Origin of the sequence: Brachyspira pulli (genome assembly GCF_036997785.1) — a bacterium.
Classification (GTDB): domain Bacteria; phylum Spirochaetota; class Brachyspiria; order Brachyspirales; family Brachyspiraceae; genus Brachyspira; species Brachyspira pulli.
On sequence record NZ_JAWLQI010000059.1, the window covers coordinates 1 to 20,655 of the forward strand.

The 20,655-nt window shown below is 25.9% G+C and carries 21 protein-coding genes and 1 pseudogene; 15 read left to right on the top strand and 7 right to left on the bottom strand.

Translation table 11 applies throughout. The features are described from left to right. The first annotated feature begins 57 nt into the window (after positions 1–57). The 4 genes from cdaA to R4K56_RS11765 are packed head-to-tail and all read left to right on the top strand — an operon-like array spanning position 58 to position 2,862. Positions 58–840, top strand: a complete 783-nt coding sequence (gene cdaA, locus R4K56_RS11750) for a diadenylate cyclase CdaA (protein ID WP_297299087.1) — start codon at positions 58–60, stop codon at positions 838–840. Further along, positions 837–1,946: a CdaR family protein gene (locus R4K56_RS11755; RefSeq protein ID WP_335772660.1), complete on the top strand. Its 1,110-nt coding sequence runs from the start codon at positions 837–839 to the stop codon at positions 1,944–1,946. Before cdaA ends, R4K56_RS11755 begins: the two co-directional genes overlap by 4 nt. A 19-nt stretch (positions 1,947–1,965) precedes the next feature. Further along, complete coding sequence (locus R4K56_RS11760; RefSeq protein WP_335757861.1) at positions 1,966–2,328, top strand: NusG domain II-containing protein; 363 nt, start codon at positions 1,966–1,968, stop codon at positions 2,326–2,328. Between the two features lie 9 nt (positions 2,329–2,337). Beyond that, positions 2,338–2,862: a Gx transporter family protein gene (locus R4K56_RS11765; protein ID WP_335757860.1), complete on the top strand. Its 525-nt coding sequence runs from the start codon at positions 2,338–2,340 to the stop codon at positions 2,860–2,862. A gap of 10 nt (positions 2,863–2,872) precedes the next feature. Here the strand turns inward: R4K56_RS11765 and R4K56_RS11770 are convergent, their stop codons facing one another. Continuing rightward, positions 2,873–4,615 carry an LTA synthase family protein gene (locus R4K56_RS11770; protein ID WP_335772661.1) on the bottom strand — a complete coding sequence of 581 codons (1,743 nt, stop codon included), beginning with the start codon at positions 4,613–4,615 and terminating at the stop codon, positions 2,873–2,875. A 189-nt stretch (positions 4,616–4,804) separates the two neighbouring features. Between R4K56_RS11770 and R4K56_RS11775 the strand changes: the two genes are divergently transcribed. The 4 genes and pseudogenes from R4K56_RS11775 (at position 4,805) to R4K56_RS11790 (ending at position 8,066) form a co-directional block, all read left to right on the top strand. Then, complete coding sequence (locus R4K56_RS11775) at positions 4,805–5,584, top strand: hypothetical protein (RefSeq protein ID WP_335769659.1); 780 nt, start codon at positions 4,805–4,807, stop codon at positions 5,582–5,584. Between the two features lie 30 nt (positions 5,585–5,614). Next, positions 5,615–6,388, top strand: a complete 774-nt coding sequence (locus tag R4K56_RS11780; protein ID WP_335772662.1) for a hypothetical protein — start codon at positions 5,615–5,617, stop codon at positions 6,386–6,388. 17 nt (positions 6,389–6,405) lie between these two features. Then, positions 6,406–7,206 carry a hypothetical protein gene (locus R4K56_RS11785; RefSeq protein WP_335757856.1) on the top strand — a complete coding sequence of 267 codons (801 nt, stop codon included), beginning with the start codon at positions 6,406–6,408 and terminating at the stop codon, positions 7,204–7,206. Between the two features lie 19 nt (positions 7,207–7,225). Beyond that, a pseudogene (locus tag R4K56_RS11790) lies at positions 7,226–8,066 on the top strand (hypothetical protein). 379 nt (positions 8,067–8,445) lie between these two features. Here the strand turns inward: R4K56_RS11790 and R4K56_RS11795 are convergent. Beyond that, entirely contained in the window at positions 8,446–8,883 is a 438-nt protein-coding gene (locus R4K56_RS11795) for a PepSY-like domain-containing protein (RefSeq protein WP_335772663.1), read from the bottom strand. A 269-nt stretch (positions 8,884–9,152) separates the two neighbouring features. Between R4K56_RS11795 and R4K56_RS11800 the strand changes: the two genes are divergently transcribed. Then, a complete protein-coding gene (locus tag R4K56_RS11800) occupies positions 9,153–9,392 on the top strand; it encodes a hypothetical protein (RefSeq protein ID WP_335757855.1) in 240 nt (79 codons plus the stop codon). Positions 9,393–9,433: 41 nt separating this feature from the next. On the opposite strand, the gene R4K56_RS11805 is transcribed toward R4K56_RS11800, so the two are convergent. The 4 genes from R4K56_RS11805 to dhaK all read right to left on the bottom strand — a co-directional run bounded on the left by R4K56_RS11805 (position 9,434) and on the right by dhaK (position 13,103). Further along, positions 9,434–9,904 carry an ankyrin repeat domain-containing protein gene (locus R4K56_RS11805; protein WP_335759456.1) on the bottom strand — a complete coding sequence of 157 codons (471 nt, stop codon included), beginning with the start codon at positions 9,902–9,904 and terminating at the stop codon, positions 9,434–9,436. 75 nt (positions 9,905–9,979) lie between these two features. After that, positions 9,980–11,425: a dihydroxyacetone kinase phosphoryl donor subunit DhaM gene (gene dhaM / locus R4K56_RS11810; RefSeq protein ID WP_335772664.1), complete on the bottom strand. Its 1,446-nt coding sequence runs from the start codon at positions 11,423–11,425 to the stop codon at positions 9,980–9,982. Between the two features lie 31 nt (positions 11,426–11,456). Beyond that, a complete protein-coding gene (gene dhaL, locus R4K56_RS11815; protein ID WP_335759454.1) occupies positions 11,457–12,071 on the bottom strand; it encodes a dihydroxyacetone kinase subunit DhaL in 615 nt (204 codons plus the stop codon). Between the two features lie 36 nt (positions 12,072–12,107). After that, positions 12,108–13,103, bottom strand: a complete 996-nt coding sequence (dhaK, locus tag R4K56_RS11820) for a dihydroxyacetone kinase subunit DhaK (protein ID WP_335757851.1) — start codon at positions 13,101–13,103, stop codon at positions 12,108–12,110. 260 nt (positions 13,104–13,363) lie between these two features. Here dhaK and R4K56_RS11825 point away from each other — a divergent pair, with 260 nt between their 5' ends. The 6 genes from R4K56_RS11825 (at position 13,364) to R4K56_RS11850 (ending at position 19,637) form a co-directional block, all read left to right on the top strand. Further along, positions 13,364–14,083 carry a HEAT repeat domain-containing protein gene (locus R4K56_RS11825; RefSeq protein WP_335757850.1) on the top strand — a complete coding sequence of 240 codons (720 nt, stop codon included), beginning with the start codon at positions 13,364–13,366 and terminating at the stop codon, positions 14,081–14,083. 224 nt (positions 14,084–14,307) lie between these two features. Next, a complete protein-coding gene (locus tag R4K56_RS11830; RefSeq protein ID WP_335757849.1) occupies positions 14,308–15,306 on the top strand; it encodes an ABC transporter ATP-binding protein in 999 nt (332 codons plus the stop codon). Between the two features lie 22 nt (positions 15,307–15,328). Beyond that, positions 15,329–16,036, top strand: a complete 708-nt coding sequence (locus tag R4K56_RS11835; RefSeq protein WP_297299114.1) for an ABC transporter permease — start codon at positions 15,329–15,331, stop codon at positions 16,034–16,036. Between the two features lie 23 nt (positions 16,037–16,059). Further along, a complete protein-coding gene (locus R4K56_RS11840) occupies positions 16,060–16,635 on the top strand; it encodes an ankyrin repeat domain-containing protein (protein ID WP_335772665.1) in 576 nt (191 codons plus the stop codon). Between the two features lie 511 nt (positions 16,636–17,146). Continuing rightward, on the top strand, positions 17,147–17,923 hold the full coding sequence (locus R4K56_RS11845; protein WP_335757846.1) for an ankyrin repeat domain-containing protein: 777 nt from the start codon (positions 17,147–17,149) through the stop codon (positions 17,921–17,923). Between the two features lie 85 nt (positions 17,924–18,008). Next, positions 18,009–19,637, top strand: a complete 1,629-nt coding sequence (locus R4K56_RS11850; protein ID WP_335772666.1) for a hypothetical protein — start codon at positions 18,009–18,011, stop codon at positions 19,635–19,637. Between the two features lie 4 nt (positions 19,638–19,641). On the opposite strand, the gene R4K56_RS11855 is transcribed toward R4K56_RS11850, so the two are convergent. Then, the coding region (locus tag R4K56_RS11855; RefSeq protein WP_335772667.1) for an alpha/beta hydrolase at positions 19,642–20,655 on the bottom strand (1,014 nt) is incomplete at its 5' end.

The following is a 20,655-nucleotide window of genomic DNA, read 5'->3' on the forward strand; positions in this document are numbered from 1 at the left end:
ATATTAATTTATATACTATATTTACAAATCTTTGTATTTATGATAGAATAAAAAAATATGTTTTATAATATTAATAATTTTATAACAACTTCAAACTGGCGATATTTCTTCTATGGTCTTGATATAGTATTGGTTGCAGTATTGTTCTATATAATATATATGTTAATGTACAATACAAGAGCATATAGTATTGCAGTTGGTTTTATAATACTTTTCTTCATAACTATATTGGCTAAAATATTCGGACTTTCAACATTATCATGGATATTTGATAAATTTTTCCAAGTCGGACTTATTGCAATAGTTGTGTTGTTTCAAGCGGAAATAAAACATGGACTTAGAATATTAGGCGGAAGAGCCTTTTTAAAGAAATCATTTAGATATGATGAAGATCAAATTCAAAAAATATTAAGTGCCACTTTTAATTTATCATATAAAGGTTATGGTGCCTTAATAGTATTTCAAAGGAATATATCGCTTCATTCTTTAGTGGATAGGGCTGTAAAATTGAATGCTGATATATCTATAGAGCTTATAGAATCAATATTCTTTAAAAATAACCCTATACATGATGGAGCAGCTATTATAATGGAAAATAGAATAGCAGCGGCAAGTGCATATTTGCCTCTTACTGAAATAGAACCAAAAATAAAGAACAGGAGACTTGGTACAAGACATAGAGCAGCTTTAGGTGTTTCAGAGCAGACAGATGCTGTTGTAGTTGTTGTTTCAGAGGAAACTCAATGTGTATCCATAGTTCATAATGGGATATTAGAATATAATTTAAGCAGAGAAAAATTAGATGAAAGACTTGGAGAACTTTTAGAGATAAAAAAATGAATGACAAAAAAAAGCTAAATTCAAAGAAGTTTGATTATAAAAAAGCGTTAAGTCATATAACGAATAGATTTTGGATAAAAATGCTTTGTTTACTTATGTCATTTTTATTATTTTTATTTGTAAGATATCAAAAAGAGTATACAAAAGATTATATTACTAAAGTACAAATAAAAAATATACCTTCAAGATTATTAATTGCAAATCATGTACCTGAAACTATCACTGTAACATTGAAGGGTTTTAAAGATAATGTTTATGAACTTCCTACAGAATTTAATGCTTATATAGATCTTACTAATGCTGTTATAGGAAGCAATACTTATGAGGTTTATTTAGACGGAGATATAGATTATAGTAAAATGAATATATCAGTTTCTCCTAATAAAATACCTATAGTATTAGATGAATTAGCTTATAAAACTGTACCTATAGAAGTTCCTACAATTGGAGTTGCTTCTTTAGGTTTAAGTGTTGATAATATAGTTGTAAATCCTTCTAATACAATTATATCAGGCCCTAAAACTATTATATCAGCTATAGACGAAATAAAGACTTATAATCTTGATTTAACTGATAGGTATTTGGATTATAGTACTATATCAAGATTGAATTTGCCTAAAAATATTAAAGCAGATGTATCAAGAGTTAATGTAAATGTTATTTTTAATAAAGATGTTGAAAGAGTTGAATTTAATGATATTGCTATTAATATAGATAACTTAAACAGTAAATTTAATATTAATACTGATAAAGCATTTATTATTAATAAAGTTGTTTTAGAGGCTAATAAGGTATTGCTTACAAATGTATCTGCTAATGATATAGTATTATCTATTGATTTAAAAGATATAACTAATGCCGGTATGTATTCAAATATATCAGTTGAAGCTAATATACCTATTCATACAAAACTTGTAAAAATAGAACCTTCATATTTTGATATAGAAGTTATCGATAGAGAAAATGCTAGTATTATTAAAGATATTGAAACTAATAACATTATAACCAATAATATAATAACTAACAATATTATAACAAATACAGTAACTAATAATATTGTAATTACAAATGATAATTCAATAACAAATAATGAATCAACAAATTAATAGGTAATATAATAAACTGATGAGAAAGTTAAAATATGGGGATATAATTATATTTATCTTTATAATATTGTTTTCATTTTTTTATGCTAAAACTTTAATTTCAAATAAAAGCAGTAAAGTAATAATAGATTCTTATAATAAGTCATTGAGATACGATTTAAATACAGACAGAGAAATTATAGTGCAAGGCATATTAGGCGAATCAAAAATATCTATTAGTAATGGTCAAATCATGTTTACAGATTCTTGCTGTAGGGATAAATTATGTATAAAGGCAGGAGTGTTAAAAAATGCTCCTATAATATGTATGCCTAATGGTATATCGATAAGATTTGAGAAAAACGTTGAGGATAATATAGAAATAGATTCTATTGTTCAGTAGGGATATTTTATGAATTTTTTTGATAGTATAAAATCACATACAGGCAAAAGAAGAATATACGACATAATATTTTTTGCTTTTTTGTCATCATTTATTGCGGCAGTTGAAAATATGTTCCCAAGACCAGTACCTTATTTTAGAATAGGTTTTTCTTTTATTATAGTTTTGATGGTAATAGATGTTTTTAAATTTAGAGAGCTTATACTTCTTATATTGATAAAAAATATATCGGTTGCTATTGTTTTTGCTTATATATTTACGCCTCCATTTTATTTAGGTTTATGCGGAGGAATAACTTCTATTATCATAATGAAATTAATGAGCTATTTAAAAAATACATTTTCTATTTTTGGCATAAGTTTGGCAGGTTCACTTATAAGCAATTTATCTCAAGCCTTTTTATCAAAATATTTATTTAGTTTGCCTGATATTAGTTTTTTGATAGTACCTGTTTTTGTATTATCTTTAATAACTGGAAGCATAGTAGGTATTATTACTATGATACTTTCATCAGAAAATAATATTCAAGCATAGTGATTTAATTTTATTTATTTATAGAAGCATGAAAATATTTTTTCCCTCTTAAAAGATCTTCAGCTAATATTCTTTGTGCATCATTTTCTTTATATGATTCACTTTCTTTGCTTACCTCTATTTTCTTTATTGTACCATTATCATTTGTATAGAAACCATTATAGAATCTAATTATTCCGTCTGTTTTATCTTTGTATAAAAGTGATACTATAGAATTTGTATAATTTGCTTTTGTATTAACAGCTACAAATAAAGGTATATTTTCCGGAGCAAAACCATCTTCTTCAAATTTATATGCTCCATTAGTACCATTCCATATAAGCATTGGAGAAATTGTATAACTATTAAAGAAAGATGTTTTTATATCATCATCTATATTTGAATTATGAATCATATTTTTTAAATAAGGGTATAAGTGATCATGTTTAAATATTATAATAGCATCAGGATATTTTTCTAATATTATATCTCTAGTATCTAATATATCTTGAGCTTGTAATGCTGAGTTTTCCATAGTTTCAACAAAAAGTTTTACATCTTTTTTACTAATTTTATCGATTAATCTTTTATTATTTTCAAATACATCTAAATCATTTTCAACATAGCTTCCAGCATGTCCTAAATATGTAAATCCGGATACAAATATTGGTTTGTTGCTGTTATTTGTTTTTATATAATTTTTAATATTTGTAAGTCCTAAATTAAAAACTACTTCTTCCATTCCAATGTTTGGAAGCAATTTATCAAGATAATAAGTTACAGTATGTTCTTCTAATCCTATTGTATGATATCCGTTATCTTTCATTAAATATGGCAAAGTAGAGTATATAGGAGTTTTTTGTTTTTTAGGAAATAATGGAGAACTTCCTATAAGTCCTGATGTTCTTGCAAATAAACTTCCGTAAGTATCATTAGGGCCAACTTTAGTAGAATTGCTTGCCCATTCTCTATACTCTTTTGGGAAAGGGTCTTTATCTATTAAAGAAATAAAATGTGAATAATCATAAAAAGATTCCATAAATATTATAAATACATCTCTTTTTTTATCTGTATCATAAGGAAGTATTAAATTTGATATATCTCTTTTATCTTGTTTATCTCTTAATAATTTTACAGCTTCTTCAACATTTTGTTTATTTGCTTTTATTTTAATAGATTCATCATAAGATATTCTATAGCTTATAGTATTTATTATTCCGTACTTATTTGCTATTTCTGTATAATCTGCATATATAGAATTCATTTTTACAGGTCTGAAGAATGATATATATGTTGTTGCTATAACTACTAAAGCCATAATAATGCCTTTTTTAATATTTACTTTATATATTTTATAAATTCTGTATATAAAGTATAAAGCATAAGCAAGTAAAAGTGCGAAATAAAGTATTGTTGCAGTTATTGTTATTATTTGCATATATAAAGGAAGTACCTCTATAAGAGATGGATAAAGATCCGGCATATCTGTAAAAAATAATGGTTTAGCATCTATTGTTATGCAAAGCGGTTCTATTGCAAAAAATGAAAACACAACAACTATTATAAATATGTACGAAGTTAATTTGTTCTTATTTGAAAGTATGTATGATATTATTGAAAATACGTATGCATAGAGTATATCTATAATGCTGAAATTCATTTTATTTACTGAAAACATTGGGAAAAGTAATTGTGTTATAGTATAATAAAGTAATATTATTAATATCAAAGAGAACAAATAGAAGATATTATTTTTTAATATATTGGTTTTCATGTTATTATCCGAAATTAAAATATGTTACATGAAATTATATAACATATTTTATTTTATACAATTTATTTTTTTATTATTTTTTTTAAATTAATTTATGATGCTTTATTGTACATGTATTGATATGTAATACTTGTATAATATATCTAATTATGTTAATATGAATTTTATAAATCAAAAATAAGGAGCAAGATGAAAGCGGTAAAAATATTATTAATATTATTTGCTTTTACTTCTATTTCGTTTGCTAAAAGCGGATTAGAATTAGGTGTTTTTGTTCCTGTTGGTATAGGTGTAGGAATTCATTATTATAATGATCCTCTTTCAACTTTTACTAAAGATGAACTAAATAAATACAACACTTATATAAGTAATAATACAATGACTTCTCAAGCTGGACTTGAGGCAGGTTTTTTATTTCAGGCAGGGTACAGATTAGAACTTAATAGAGATATTAGTTTTAGTTTTATGGGAGAGTTCGGATACAGCAGAGATACTTTCAATTATAGAGGTAAAGACAGTAATGAAGATTCTTTAGCTTTAAAAATGCAGAATTATAGATATTATAATTTTAATAGTATTGTTATAGGTGTATTGCCTAAAATTAATTATAGAAGATTTTCATTTGGTTTTGGTTTCGGAATGAAAATTTTTGTAAGCGGTACATTAAACAATTCAAGCTATAATAAACTTTTAGGATATTCTACAGAAACAATAAAAATGTTAGATACGAAAAATTATAAAAATTATTTTTCTTCTAATATCATACCATATTTAAAATTAACATTTGACTATGCGGTATATACATCTAAGAAATTTGATTTTGTTGTAGGAGCATATTTTGATTATGATTTTGCTTTAAAATATAATGATAAAAGTAAGGGTAATAATCAAGTTAATAACCCTATAGAAAATATAGCTAGTATTGATTTAGGAATTCTAATAGGTACTAAAATAAGACCTATGAATTAGTGAAAGGTAAAGTAATAAACAGAGAATATTATGAAAAGATTATTTAATATATTTATAATAATACTGTTGGCTTCTACAAGTGTTGTATTTGCTAAAAGCGGTATAGAAATAGGAATATTTGTTCCTTTAGGAATGGGAGTAGGTCTAAATAGTTATAGCCTAACTAATAAAAATGCTACTACTCAGCAGGAAAAAAATTTTGAAGCAGCAGTAAAGCAATCAGATAGACGTTCAGGTGCTGGATTTGATTCTGGTGTTTTATTTCATATAGGGTATAGATTTCAAATAAACAAAGATATGAGTATTAGTGTACTTGGAGAATTGGGATATACACATGATGAATTTTCTTATTATAGAAAAAGTTCCGATAAAAACTATCAAAATAACTATATGTATATGTTTGAAAGTATGGCTTTGGGTATATATCCTAAATTTAATTGGAAGAAATTTTCATTTGGATTGAATTTCGGATTAAAAATTCCTCTTTATGCTAAAGTTATGTCGTCTTATACAGATTACAGTAAAGATAATATCACTAGAAATATAGAGCATTACAATGTATCTCAAATGAAAGATGTATTTAATGTTCCTGTAATACCTTATCTTAAATTTTCAGTAGATTATTCTATCTATACAGATAAAAAATTTGAATTAGCATTAGGCGGATATATTGGCGGAGATTTTGGTATGTCATTAAAAAGACCTACTATTAATGATCAAAGTATTGCTAAAATGACAAAGCAGACAATATCTAGTTTCGATATAGGTTTTCAAGTTGGTGTGAAGATATTGCCTAATAATTAATTGATAAGGAGGAAGACATGCTAAAAAAATTATTTATATTTAGTTTATTGTTGTTGTCCGTTTTAGGCTGTAATAATAATGTATTGAAACCAGATGATTATAGTAAAGAAGAAATAGACAAAAAATATCCTTATTGGCAGGTTGGAGTTGGTCATTTCCAAATTGCTAATAATTTAAAATCTTATACTACAATAACAGTTGAAGAAAAACGTTTTATATTGAGATGTATGGCATTAATCAGAACAGCTTTAAATTCTGAAGAATTTCCAACAGAAGTAAGAGCCAAAGGAGCTTTAACAGCTGGAGGTAATTATTCTTATGGAAATTTCAGCATTAAAGCAGGAGAAACATACGATCCTGACATATTGACAGAAGTAGTGCGTACAGTAAAGTATAATTTTACTTATGAAAAACTTTCAACAGGTGGGGCAGGCTTAGGTACTGTAGGAGTTTCAAGATATGCAAGGTACTGCGGAGGTCAGCCATTAGATCAAATACCAACTGCTGATTGGGTAGGATTTGAAAATGCCAATTGGATACAATGGTCTGGTAATAGTTTGTATGGGTATGCTTCTTTTTCCGGATTAATGTTTCATGAACATATGCATAATATTGGATTTACTCATGCTACTATTAATCAGAATAGTAATGTACCTTACGGACTTCAAGATGTTGTGCAGAAACTAATAGAAAGAATATTGTATGGAAATTTGAAAGATAAATACGCTAGACAGTTAGATGAGCTTACAGCTTATTATTACACTGAATATAAACATTTATTCAATGAAGATACTATTTTTGATCCTGGTATAAAATAATTTATAGAAGTGAGTTTTTATGATGAAAAAATTATTTGTTTTTGTTTTACTGCTCTTATCAGTTCTTGGATGCCAAAATGGGGTATTAAAGCCTGATGATTTCAGCAGAGAAACTATTGATAAAAAATATCCTTATTGGCAGGTTGGTATAGAAAGTTTTGAGATAGACAGCCGTGTAGATAAATATACTACCATTACAGTAGATGAAAAAAAAATATATGTTGGTATGTATGGCTCTTATTAGAGTTGCAGTTAATTCTGATGAGTTTGCTGAACGTGTAAAGGCCGCAGAATCCCAATTAGGTTCTTCTGTAAATGACAGCTATAATGGACATAATCTTAAAAAAGGAGATAAATATGATGCTCAAAGAGTTATTGATTGTGTTCGTTCGCTTAAATATGATTTTGGATATAAAAAAAGAGTAGGAGTGCCAGCTGGTACTGGAGTTGGACCAGTAGGTAAATCAAGATATCTTCGTTACGGACTTCAGCCAGAAAATGAAATACCTATAGGAGAATGGATAGGATTCAGCACAGGTAATTGGGGCACTTTAAATGATGTTTTATTTGGAGATTATTATATTTATATGCAAAGTCAAACTTATGCCAATACAGCATCTTTAATGTTCCATGAACATATGCATAATATAGGTTTTGCTCATGAAGGACAATATGCAGTTCCTTATACTCTTGACGGTATAGTAAATAAAATTATAGATGAAATATTATGGAACCCTACTTGGGGGCCAGCCTTAAAAAATAAATATGAAAAACAGGTTAATGAACTTATAGCTTATTACCTTACAGAATATAAACATCTGTTAAATGAAGATACTGTTTTTGATCCTAGCATAAAATAAAAAATAATAAGTTAAATAAAAATAAAGGGCTTGTAAAAATTATCACAGGCCCTTTTTACTAATTATATCGATTCTTTAATCAGTCTAATTTATCTACAATTATTTTACCATTGTTATCAACATAAACTTTTCTGTTATTTCCTAATTTTACTTTATATCCGCTATATTCTTTGCTTATTTCTAAAAACAGAAATACTTTTAAATGATTTATTTTATCTTTATAAATATATTTTGATTATTTATTTTATATTAAATTAATTTATAAATGTTTTTATATAAGAAGCAAATAAAATATTAAATTATATAAATAAATTGTTGTTATGCAATAAAAAAGCTGGCATATAAAATACCAGCTTTTTTATTTTTTATGAATTATGTATTAGTCTAATTTATCTCCAGTTATTTTACCGTTATTATCAAGATAAACTTCTCTATTATTTCCTAATTTTACTTTATATCCGCTATATTCTTTGCTGATTTCTAATATAGGCACTTGAGGATATTTAGATTGTATACCTTTTACTACAGCAGCAGGCATAAAGTTTGTAGGTAAAGGAGAGCGTTCAGAAGTTACATCTGTCCAATTACCGCTTTTGTCGAAATCAATTTCAACACCGCTTTGTAATTCAACTTTAAAACTGTTTCTGTCTTGTTCAGCATATACAACAGGGTCATTTGCAAAATTTGCACTAATGAAAGTTTGAGCTGGTTTTGGCAATTGATTTGCTTGAATAGGCATATCTTCTGCCATTAACATAATGTTTGAAAATATCATTAAAGATACTATAGAGATGAAAAATTTAATATTTTTTACCATGCTTTCGCTCCTCTAATACTTTTTATATACTATAAAACATATTTTGTGATTGAATGTAAAATTATTATAGAAAAAAATTATTATTTTACATTTTTGTGTATATTATTTTAAGATATGTAATAAAAATTTGATATAATTGATTTTTGTATAAGTTTTTTAAAAATTTTTTTAAAAAAATTTAATAATTCAATATATTATTCGATATATAATATATTGACTTTTTTTTAAAAATTATTAAATTATTTTTAGTAACAAAATTTGGAGGGAGTATGGCTCATAATATAATTGATGGATACAGAAAAATAGAAGGAAATTATCCTACCTACAGAGAGTATTTGATTCATTTTTACTGCAAAGATTGTTCTAATTTTTGGGCAGTAGATGATCAAGAGATTAACATATCAGAAGATGATGATTTAACTCAAATCGATGATATAATAGAGGATTCAGTATCCCATTGTCCTATATGCGGCTCTACTAATATTACTAGAACAGACAATCATAATTAATTTTGGAAAGAATAGAGAAGTGATGCTATTATTTAATGGTATCACTTCTTTTTTTGGCTTATAAACTCAATAATTTCTTTATGTCCCAAATCTTTTGCTATTTCAAATGCATCTTTATTATCTTCATTTTTTATATTTAAATCAGCACCGCTTTCTATTAGAAGTTCAGATGCTTTAATATTGTTATTCTTTACCGCTATAATCAAAGCTGAGTCGCCTCTTACATCTGTATCATTTATATTGGCACCGCTTTTTATTAGAAAATCTATTGTATCTACTGCTCCGTCTTCAGCAGCATACATTAAAGGGGTTTTATTACTAAAATCTTTTGAATTTATATTAGCACCGGAAGCTAAAAGTCTTTTAATTTTAGTTAAATCCCCATAAAGGCATGCTATATGAATACTATCAGAATTTTCTATTTTTATATTTTTTGTAATTTTTTTTATAATAGGCCATAATATAACAACAGCAACTATTACAACTATGATTATAGTATTGATATTATTCATTTATTTTTCCAATTTTTATATCTGATTCTATTTTAAAACAATAGAAACTATTAATAGTAAAACAGGAATCATTTTCTATTTTTGTAAATAGATAACTTTTCCTTCTTCATTTTTTGTATCAATAACTATTTTTTTACCCTTTAATTGCATAGCAGATGCAAATATAACATAAGGTATATTCAATGATTTTAACAAAATAGCTGCATGTGATATAGGGCTTCCATTAATAGATATTACTCCTTTTATGTTTTGCCCAATCTCTGTTACAATAGAAGCATATATATTATCAACTATAAGAATAATATCATCTTCAGTAGGTATATTTATTTTTACATCTAATAAATATTTTAATACCTGATATAATATATCTTCTATATCATATTTTCTTTCTTTGATATATCCATCATCTAAAGAGTCAAAACTTTTGAATATATTTCGCATTACTTTGTTATAGGAATAAGCAGCAGAGTATTTCTTTTTTTCTATAAGATCATACACTTCTTTTAATACATAATCATCAAATAACATTGATATATATGTTTCAAATATTAAGTATTCATTATTTTGAAGATTCTTTTGTTCTATAATAGTTTTCTGTGCTAATAAATCTTTTTTAACATTTTCTATTGCTGATTCAAATTTTTCTTTTTCAGCTTTTATATCTTTTATATACTCTTTTTTTACATTTATACCAAAATACATATAAGTAGCTGTTCCGCTTACATATCCGTCAGAAACCACAACAAAATCGCTTTCTATTTTTTTTGTTAATTGTGTTTTATGTCTAGTTTCAAATTTACCATTAACTAAATATTCAAATTTTTCCAAAATTTGTTCCGCATCAGGTCCTTTAGCATATATTTCCATTATATCACCGTATTCTATATTTAATAAAGTTACTTTAGTTATACTATCGGCAGATACTGGAGGCTTATGCTTTGTTTTATTTGATATAAATACAACACTTTTAGAGTTGGCTATTATATTGATAAACATAAATACTGGTCTTGCATGAAAACCATTTTCCAATAATATTTTATATTCACCTTTCACATAATCTTTAAACTCTATATCTTCCAATAAATCATTATTATTGAAAGTATAATCAAGTTTATCTTTAACATAAGATATTTTAGGAGCTAAACTTTCTAATGATTCATTAATTACTTCATCTATATTTTTTCCTAAAGATGATTGTATAGCAGCATTAATACCGCCTTCTATAAATGGAGCAGAAGTCATTCTTACATTTTTTGTTTTTTCTTCATCAAGCATAGACAAAGCTAATTCGGAACTTATCAAAGCACTTCCTAAATCACAAAATATAATGACACCATCATCAGAATAGACACTTTCTATAGCATTAAAAACTTCTACAGCATCAGTACCTAGTTCTTGATGATTATCTCCGCTTCCTCCTGAAAAAGATATAGGGACATTAGTATTAGTAACTTTTTTTATATATTCAACTGTAACTTTAGCAAGATCATAACTATGTGAAACAAATATTAAACTAACCACATTATTTCCTTTATCAATAATTTTTTAATTTTTATAAAACATTCAATAATTCTCTTATTAACATAAAAGCAGAAGTAGCTCCGGGATCTTGATGTCCGACACTTCTCTCACCTAAATAACTAGCTCTGCCTTTAGTAGCAACCATATCTATAGTAGACTTCATGCCATTTTCAGCAGATATTAGCACTTTGCTTTTGAAATCATCTGCATTATCAACATTTTCTTTCATAGTATTTAATGCTGGAAATAATGTATCAAGCATAGTTTTTTCACCTGCTTTTGATTTACCTAATGTGCATATAGCATTAGTTCCTTTATTAAATATTTCTGCTATATCGTTTAATGATAATTCTTCTTTGTTTGATGAAATTATACTAGCATTAAGAAAGAAAGTTCCATATAAAGGACCTGAAGATCCGCCTACATTTTTTATTAATGTAGTAGCAGTTTGTTTTAATATTGATGATATTGATCCATTATCATCTTTATTTAAAGCCTCTCTTACAAAGCCGAATCCTCTGCTCATATTTATTCCATGATCAGCATCTCCAATATCAGAATCTAGTTTTGTTAAATAGTCTTTATTTTCATCATATACTAAAGATAAATTAATTAACCATTCTTTTATTTTTTCTTTATTATACATTAAAGTTTCCTTTTGCTAAATAATAAAATAATTGTATTACATACCCCATCTTAAAGCAGCAGTATGAACTGGGTAATCCCATAATTTTATTATATCATCATTAACTTTCATTAAACTAATAGAAGCACCCGCCATGTCTATAGAAGTAACATAATTACCAACAAGATTTCTTACAATTTTTAATCCTTTTTTCTCAGCTATTTTTGCAACATCATTATATAATGTATAAAGTTCCATTAAAGGAGTTGCTCCCATACCATTAACCATACAAATTACATCATCACCATTTTTATAAGGTATATCAGAACATATTGCTTCCATCATAGTTTCAGCTATTTTAGCAGAAGTTATTATTTTTATTCTTTCTCTGCCTGGTTCTCCATGTATTCCTATTCCCATTTCAATTTCTTCATCAGATATATCAAATGTAGGTTTTCCAACTGCAGGTACAGTACATGAAGTTAAAGCCATACCCATAGAACGTGCATTTTCTTTACAGAAGTTAGCATATTCTAAAACTTTATCTATACTGTCGCCTCTTTCAGCAGAAGCACCGCAAATCTTCTCAAAAAATACTGTAGCACCAACTCCGCGTCTTCCTGTAGTATATAAACTGTCTTTCACAGATACATCATCGTCTATTACAATGCTTCTTACATCTATACCTTCAGCTTTGCATAAATCTTCAGCCATTTGAAAATTCATTACATCGCCGGTATAGTTTTTTACTAAAAATACAACACCTTTTTTGTTATTTAATTGTTTTGTTGCTTCTTCCATTTGGTCTGGAGTAGGTGAAGTAAATATTGCTCCAGGACAAGCAGCATCAAGCATACCATACCCTACAAAACCAGCATGTAAAGGTTCATGTCCTGATCCTCCTCCTGAAACTAGAGCTACTTTATCAGTGTTATTTGCCCTTGTTACAAATATAGGATCATAGTTAACTTTTATTAAGTTGTTATATGCTTTTTGCATCCCTTGAAGTTCTTCAACTATTACATCATCAATATTATTTAATATTTTTTTCATAATATCCTCTGTAATTATTAGTTTTTTATTTACTATATTATGTATACTTATATTATAATTATTATACGCCTTTTTTCAAGAGATTATTAAAAAATTATAAAAATATTTAAATTTATTCGAATTTATTATGTAAAATAAAAAGATAATTAATATGTATTATTTTTGAACATAATTATTTTTTATAAATTTATTAAATTTGCTTGCAATTATTGAATAATAATTGTATTATATTAAAACTTAATATATTAAGGGGTTGTATAATGCTCAAGAAAATATTTATCGTAACATTAATGTTTGCATTTTCTTTATCATCTGTTTTTGCTCAAGAAACAACTACTACTGAAACATCAGGTGCTACTGGTAATAAACCAAGAGAAGCTTTAGCTCAGAATTTTGTAGATGCTTTGGCAAATCAAGATGAAAAACTTTTAATATCTGCTATAGAAGGCGGTACTCCACAAGTTAAAGCTATGTGCTTCAAAGCTTTAAGTGAAAAAGGTGCTAATTCTGAAACATTATTAGAAGCTATTAATAGATATGTAAGCTATGGTTTAAATGCACCTACTACACATAATTCTGATTCTATGGTTAGATATCAAGCTTTACAAGCTGCAAAAGCTGCTAAATCAGAAACTTCTGTAGAATATATAACTCAAATGTTATATTTAGAACAAGAAACTTCTAATATAATAGCTGCTGCTCAAGCTTTAGGTGAAATAGGAAGCAATAAAGGCGTAGCTGCTTTGCTTTTCCAATTAAGATTAGCTAAAACTCAAGGTATCGTTTATGAAGTTGCTGTTGCTTTAGGTAAAATAGGCGATCAAGCTGCTTTAAGTGATTTAATTGACTTAGCTCAAAATGAACAATATTTTATTGCTGTTAGACAAGCTGCTGTTGATGCTATCAAAAATATCAAACCTGCTTCAGGCGGAGATAATGGTGGTAATACTCAATCTACTGACACAACTACAGCTCAATAATAAATAAAATAGAAAAACATTAATTTTATTTTAATAAAAAAGCCTATCATGAATTTGATAGGTTTTTTTATTTTTAAACATATTTAATCGATATTTCAAATAATTTTTTATTATGGAAAAACATTATTTTGCGATAATATATTATTAATTGTAACTTGATAAATAAAAAATTTGTTGTTATAATATTACATTCATTTTTATAATAAATATTTTAAGGATTATTAATGATAAAAGTTGATAATATAGTTAAATATTATGGGGAGTATCTAGCACTTAAAGGTGTGTCTTATACCATAAATAAAGGTGAGATAGTTGGATTTTTAGGGCCTAATGGAGCTGGTAAAAGTACTATGATGCGTATAATTACTGGCTATTTGCCTGCTACAAGTGGTTATGTTTATTTAGATGATTATGAGGTATATGACAATCCTATAGAAATAAAGAAAAGAATAGGGTACATGCCTGAAAATGTTTCTTTATATACTGAAATGACAGTTATAGATTATTTGAGATTCTGTGCAAAACTTAAAGGCATACCAAGAAAGCATGTAAAAACAGCTTTGGAAAATACTATAGAAATAACAGGACTTACAAAATATAGAAATAGAATAATAGGTCATTTATCTAAAGGTTATAAACAGCGTACTGGAATAGCTCAGGCTATAATACATGATCCAGAAGTTTTAATATTAGATGAACCTACAAGCGGACTTGACCCTAATCAGTTAATAGAGGTAAGATCATTAATAAAAAGTTTAGGCGGAACAAGAACTGTTATTCTTTCTACACATATATTAAGTGAAGTTGAAGATACTTGTGAAAGAGCTTTAATTATAGACAGCGGAGAATTAATAGCTGAAGATACCATTGAAGGTTTGAAAATGGCTATGGATAGAGAGATATTAGGCGGTAATATTGAGCTTAAAGTAGACGGAAGATATAAAGATGCTCTTTTATGTGTTAGAGAAGTTAAAGGCGTTATTCAGGCTGAATGTAATGCTTATGGAGATATTATTATAGAATGTGAAAGAGGTAATGACTCAAGAGCTGCCATAGTTAAACATTTAGTTAATAATGGTTTTGGCGTTTTAGAAATCAGAGCCAAAGAAAGATCATTGGAAGAAGTATTTATTTACTTTACTGATAAAAAGAAAAATGAAGATTTTGATAAGTCTAAATATATTAGAGATGGAATTAATTCATCTAATCAAAGTGCTGAATAATAAATAATTTCAAGGGGTTAAAATGAGAAATATATATGTTGTATTTTCTAGAGAAATTCAATCCTTTTATGTATCTCCTTTATATTACATATTAGGATTTATATACTTAGCTTTAACAGGATACTTTTTTACTATAGAGGTTTATTATAGCAGATTGGCAGTTATGGAAAACACTATGTATAATATTGGATTTTTCACAATATTATTTCTTTCCATTCTTTGTATGAAGCTTATAGCTGAAGAACGTGCATCTGGTACTTTTGAGCTTATAATGACTGCACCTATTACTTCACTTCAGTATGTTATAGGAAAATATTTATCTGTATTAGTTGTATATGTTTCATTGCTTGCTATGACTTTTGTTTATCCTATACTTTTAATGGTATTTGGAAAACCAGATATAGGAGTTATATTCAGCGGTTATTTAGGTTTATTCCTACTTGGTACTGCTATACTTGGACTTGGTCTTATAGCAACAAGCATATCTAAAAGCCAATTAGTAGCTGCTATTTTGGGTGTATCTATGGGAGTATTTGCTTATATTATAAATTGGCTTAGTGAAATGTTTACAGGAGCAAGCAAATTATTGAATGCTATTTCTATAACAACATATTTTTCTGATTTTACTAAAGGTATGATAGATATACAAAATGTTATTTTCTTCCTTATTTGGGCAGTTGCTTGTATATCAATATCTACTATGTTTGTAGAATCTTATAAATGGCAATAATGATTAAATAGGATTTAGCATTGATGAGCAATATAGTTGAATATGTTAAAAATAATGATTTTGATAATGTAAAAAAATGTTTGGATTCTGACAGCAATTTAGTTGATTCAAGAGATGAAGAAACTAAATTTACATTACTTATGATTTGTGCCAAAAAAGGTTATTTTGACATATTAAAACTTTTAGTTGAACATGGTGCTAATTTAAATGCTAGAAGCAAAACTGGAATAACAGCTTTAATGTTTGCTTGTGCAGAAAAACAGAGTCAAATTGCTGAGTATTTAATTGATTCTGGGGCAGATGTAAATTTAAGAGATAAGCCTTTATTTTCAGCTTTGCTTTATGCTTCGCTTACAAAAGAATATAATATTATTAAGGCATTAGTTGAAGCTGGTGCTGATGTAAATGCTAAGAATTTCAAACTTGTAACTCCTTTAATGTTTGCTGCTGGTATTAATGATATAGATACAATTAAATTATTAATAGAAAATGGGGCAGATATAGAGCATAAAAATAAAGATGGTGAAAGAGCTTTAGAATTTGCTATCCGTAAAGAACAAAAAGAAGCAGCAGAATATTTAAAAACTATCTCTAAATAATTTTTTATTTTTAAATATACAGATAAAAGAAATAATTATACTTTCTAATATTAAAATAAAAGTGAATATTACATCTATAATATATACTTGATTATCTTTATCTGTGAATGTATTTAAATCTATTCCATAAATGTTTATATTATATAAAAGCCTGATGAGAAAAAAAGCACTTATTAATATATTAATAGATACAAATGAAATTATATGAAGTTTATCTAATAATTTTTTGTCTATATTAAAAAATTTAATCAAAAAAAATTTTATTGATTTTAATATATAGTAAAGAACAGCAAATAATAGAATATTCATAGCAAAAAATATTGGTATAAATATAATAACCATAATATCCATATTTTTATTATGACATATATATGTATTTTGTCAATTTTATTATATTTTTATATGTAATTTTAATATGTTTTAGAATTTAATTTTAAAAATAATTAACATAATTATATATAAATCCGTATATTATATATATAATTTGTATTTTATAACCGAATGGGGTATTATGAAAAAATATATATTTATTATTATATTAGCAATTAATGCTTTTTTATATTCACAGTATAATACTGCCAATAAATATGATCTTAGTAAAGATGAAGATAGACTTTTTATATATTCTGAGCATGGTAATTATGACGGAGTAAAAGAACTCCTTAAAAAAGGAATAGAGCCTAATTTATTGGATAGCGATAAAATAACGCCTATTATGCTTGCAGCTTTTAATGGTCATAAAAAGATAGTTGAGATACTTATTAAATATGGTGCTGATATTAATATTGCCAATAATTTTGGTTATTCTCCTATTATGGCTTCAGCCTCTAATGGACATTCAGATATTTTTAATATTTTACTTGAAGCAGGTGCTGATATAAACCAAATTAATAATGATGGAAATAATATTCTTATAGAAGCATGTTTTGCTGGTAATAAGGATATAGTAAATAAAATAATAGAATTAAATACTATAGATATAAATTATAAAAATAATCTCGGATATAGTGCTTTAATACAATCTGTTATTAATGGACATAAAGATATTGCTGCTATTTTACTTGAAGCAGGTGCTGATATAAATATTCTAAGTAATGATGGTAAAAATGCTTTGATGTTTGCTATTATAAGAGAAAATATTGATATAATTAAAATTTTGCTTAATTATGATATAGATATGAATGTTCTTGACAGTACATCAAATAGTGCTTTAGATTATGCCTATAATACTAATAACGAAAAAATTATTAATATAATTAAAGAATATAACGAAAATAATAAAATTTAAAAAAAATTTTCATCTAGTTATCATATTTCTTTTTTTTTATGATTATGCAATCCGATATATAACGTATCAATATCGGGATTTTTTTATGGAGCAAGAGCATAATTTTACAAGAAATGAAGATAATTATGAATTTCCAGAAGAAAAGTCCTCATCTAATGGTGTTATGTTAACATTGCTTTTCCTTATGGCAATAATAACAGGAATATGTTTCTGGATTTATAACAGAAATGGCATACCTCAAACTAATTGTGTTACAAATGTTTATAGTAATTCTTCTTATGCTGCAAGTAACTGTACAATAAGCAATAAAAATGATATTTTAAATAGAAATAATATAAAAAAGAATTTAGATTATCTTTTGGAAGTAAAATATGATGAATATATAGCTCCGCATGTAAGCAGTTTAAATTCTTTAATAAATAATAGCCCTATATTAAATTGGGATATGAAAACCATAGGAATTATATTTTTAGGTACATTATCCACTATAATAGTAATGGCATTTCTATTTAAAGGTAATGATTCTGGAGCTGATAATGAAAATATTATAAATTATAATGATGAAATAAAAGATAATAAAGAAGAAGATAAAAAAGAAGAAGATGATAATAAAATATCTTCTAAGAAAAAGAATAATTTTTATTCTGAAGGCGTTCCGGCAGATAATGAAAATAAGTTAGTTGATACTAATTATGATGGTGATAAATTAGTACTTAAAAACAATAATTATTATAAATATAATAGGAATGGTGATAACGTTTTTTGGAATGTAGTTAAAAAAAATAAAAACAATAATGATGAAAATTTAAATATTAATGAATTATCACTTATGGCATTAAGAGAAGTAGAAAATGGAAATGATGATAATGCTAGTATATACACAAGGATATTGAATTCAAATAATGATAATGTGGCAGTATTAAAGAGTAGGGCGTTACTTTTTAGTAAAAAATATCAAGAAACTTCTGATGATAAATATTTTGATGCTGCTTTAAAAGATTACAATAAAATTATAGACATTAATAATTTACATGAAGAAAGCAATATAGATACTTTGAAAGATAGGTCTGTACTTTATACAAAGAGGTATCATTATACTTCTAATGAAAATTATTTTAATTTAGCTTTAAATGATTATAATAAAGTTGTTCAAAATAATAACAATAAAGATGATTTAAGTACTCTTTTAATATATTCTGATCTTTATAATGAAAAATATAAAAACACTCGTGATAAAAAATATTTTAATATGTCTTTAGATAATTATAATAAAGCTTTAGATATAGATAAAGATAATACTTCGATTTATATAAACAGAGGCTGGCTCTATTTGATAGATTATAAAATTAGTAATGATGTGAAAAGTTTAGATAATGCACAAAAGGATATTGAATACGGACTCAATAAAGAAAAAAATAATTTCTATTTATTGAATAATAATGGAATAGCATCTCTTTATAGATATAAATTAGAGAAGCAAGTAAAAGATTTGAAAGAGTCTGAATATAATTTCTTGCAGTCTATAAAAAATAATAAATCAAATTCGGTTCTTGCTGAAAGTTATTATTATTTATCATTAGTTTATGATGAATATTCTAAACTTACAACTATAACAGCTGAAAAGATGAAAGAGTATACAGAAAAGAGCAAACATTATTTAGATGAATCAAAGAAATTAGGTTATGAAAAATTAAATGTAGGTCTTAATGTTTGATAAATTATTCTCCGCTTACTCTGCTGCATATACCTTCTAATATAATATTATAATCTTTGGTGTTTTCTATATTTAAAAGATGTCCTGCATTTTCAACTACATATAAGTCTTTATCAGGTGCATTTATAGTTTGATAATATTCTTTTACAACAACAGTAGGAACCTGCCAATCATTAGCACCGCATATAAAAAATATTGGTATATTAAAATTTGTGAATTTACTTGTATCATAATTTATTAAATAATAGATAATATTTTTATTTAAATTAAGAGGCGAAGAAGTAAATATATTTTTCATAGAATATAAAGGACTTTGTTTTATGATTTTATTTAATTTATCATTTCCTTCATAGTATCCTGCTAATTTATATTTTGATTGTATTTCTCTGAATATTTTAAATAAATTAAAAACATTATCTTTATTTATATTGAATGGATAATTTTTTATTTTTTCAAGTTTTTCAATATATTTTTTATTTCCGCTATTTTTTACTATATTATAACAATAATCAAATCCTGTTTTTTCACCTTTTTTGAAATTTACTACTTGTCCCATACCAATATAAGCAGAAACTAAATTAGGAAATTTTTTTATAAACTCTATTCCTAAAACGCTTCCCCAAGAATGACCAAGCAATATAATATATTTAGATTTATATTTTTCTCTAACATATTCTATTGTTTGTTTTAAATCTATTAATAGAGTTTCAATTTTTATATCATTTTCTGAGGATTTATTTTTTATTTGGGTTTTTCCTGCACCTCTTTGATCATAATATATTAAATTATAATTTTGAGTTATTGAATGCATTTTATATAGAAAATAGCTTTCTGATTCTCCGGGTCCGCCATGAAGAAATATCAATGATGTATTTGATTTTCTAGGGTAGTGTACAAAGTATTGTTCTATGTTATTAATTTTAACGTATTCTTCAAAAAATATATCCATAATATAATTATCTTTATTTAATATGATTTTTTTATTATATAAGATTTTAATATTATTACAATAATTTTT

Excerpts from the sequence above, each read along its gene's own strand:
- R4K56_RS11850 (WP_335772666.1), top strand. The coding sequence starts at position 18,009 with ATGGAGCAAGAGCATAATTTTACAAGAAATGAAGATAATTATGAATTT.
- R4K56_RS11830 (WP_335757849.1), top strand. The coding sequence starts at position 14,308 with ATGATAAAAGTTGATAATATAGTTAAATATTATGGGGAGTATCTAGCA.
- R4K56_RS11780 (WP_335772662.1), top strand. The coding sequence starts at position 5,615 with ATGAAAAGATTATTTAATATATTTATAATAATACTGTTGGCTTCTACA.
- dhaK (WP_335757851.1), bottom strand. The coding sequence starts at position 13,103 with ATGAAAAAAATATTAAATAATATTGATGATGTAATAGTTGAAGAACTT.
- R4K56_RS11760 (WP_335757861.1), top strand. The coding sequence starts at position 1,966 with ATGAGAAAGTTAAAATATGGGGATATAATTATATTTATCTTTATAATA.
- R4K56_RS11800 (WP_335757855.1), top strand. The coding sequence starts at position 9,153 with ATGGCTCATAATATAATTGATGGATACAGAAAAATAGAAGGAAATTAT.
- R4K56_RS11795 (WP_335772663.1), bottom strand. The coding sequence starts at position 8,883 with ATGGTAAAAAATATTAAATTTTTCATCTCTATAGTATCTTTAATGATA.
- R4K56_RS11755 (WP_335772660.1), top strand. The coding sequence starts at position 837 with ATGAATGACAAAAAAAAGCTAAATTCAAAGAAGTTTGATTATAAAAAA.
- R4K56_RS11805 (WP_335759456.1), bottom strand. The coding sequence starts at position 9,904 with ATGAATAATATCAATACTATAATCATAGTTGTAATAGTTGCTGTTGTT.
- R4K56_RS11840 (WP_335772665.1), top strand. The coding sequence starts at position 16,060 with ATGAGCAATATAGTTGAATATGTTAAAAATAATGATTTTGATAATGTA.
- R4K56_RS11765 (WP_335757860.1), top strand. The coding sequence starts at position 2,338 with ATGAATTTTTTTGATAGTATAAAATCACATACAGGCAAAAGAAGAATA.
- R4K56_RS11785 (WP_335757856.1), top strand. The coding sequence starts at position 6,406 with ATGCTAAAAAAATTATTTATATTTAGTTTATTGTTGTTGTCCGTTTTA.
- R4K56_RS11835 (WP_297299114.1), top strand. The coding sequence starts at position 15,329 with ATGAGAAATATATATGTTGTATTTTCTAGAGAAATTCAATCCTTTTAT.
- R4K56_RS11770 (WP_335772661.1), bottom strand. The coding sequence starts at position 4,615 with ATGAAAACCAATATATTAAAAAATAATATCTTCTATTTGTTCTCTTTG.
- R4K56_RS11845 (WP_335757846.1), top strand. The coding sequence starts at position 17,147 with ATGAAAAAATATATATTTATTATTATATTAGCAATTAATGCTTTTTTA.
- R4K56_RS11825 (WP_335757850.1), top strand. The coding sequence starts at position 13,364 with ATGCTCAAGAAAATATTTATCGTAACATTAATGTTTGCATTTTCTTTA.
- cdaA (WP_297299087.1), top strand. The coding sequence starts at position 58 with ATGTTTTATAATATTAATAATTTTATAACAACTTCAAACTGGCGATAT.
- dhaL (WP_335759454.1), bottom strand. The coding sequence starts at position 12,071 with ATGTATAATAAAGAAAAAATAAAAGAATGGTTAATTAATTTATCTTTA.
- R4K56_RS11775 (WP_335769659.1), top strand. The coding sequence starts at position 4,805 with ATGAAAGCGGTAAAAATATTATTAATATTATTTGCTTTTACTTCTATT.